This window comes from Streptomyces spiralis (assembly GCF_014654675.1).
GTDB lineage: Bacteria > Actinomycetota > Actinomycetes > Streptomycetales > Streptomycetaceae > Streptomyces > Streptomyces spiralis.
In genome coordinates this window covers 1-568 of sequence record NZ_BNBC01000168.1, presented here as the reverse complement: position 1 = coordinate 568, position 568 = coordinate 1, and the positions used below count along the sequence as shown (strand labels likewise).

Here is a 568-nt window from a genome sequence, read left to right as displayed (position 1 = left end):
GAGAAGTACCAGCTCAAACCCCGTGACTGGGCGGCGGCCGAACGCGAGGGCCGCAGCATCGCCCCGCTCATCACCCGACTCAACGACATCCGCCGCCGGCACCCCGCGCTGCACCAACTGCGCAACCTGCGCTTCCACCACGCCGACAACGATGCCGTGCTCGTCTACAGCAAGAGCACCGGCTCGGACACCGTCGTCGTGGTCGTCAATCTCGACCCGCACCACACCCAGGAGGCGACGGTCTCGTTGGACATGCCGCACCTCGGCCTCGACGGACACGCGTCCATGCCGGTGCTCGACGAACTGACGGGTGAGACCTACCACTGGGGCAGGACCAACTACGTGCGACTCGATCCCGGCCGCGGTCCCGCGCACGTGCTCCATGTCCAGCGATCGTCCACCTCGCCGCAGATCGGAGGGCCCCCCGCGCCATGACTGTCAATGAGCCCGTCCCGGACATCTTCGAGGACGCCCCGGCCAGGGACCGGGATCCGGAGTGGTTCAAACGTGCCGTCTTCTACGAGGTCCTCGTCCGCTCCTTCCAGGACAGCAACGGCGACGGCATCGG

1 protein-coding gene is annotated in these 568 nt (G+C 67.6%); it reads left to right on the top strand.

Features of this window, described 5'->3' with window-relative positions:
- Nucleotides 1–435 (top strand): alpha-glucosidase C-terminal domain-containing protein (locus tag IE318_RS44555; RefSeq protein ID WP_030188265.1); only part of this gene is annotated, 435 nt, incomplete at its 5' end.
- Between the last annotated feature and the right edge of the window lie 133 nt (nucleotides 436–568).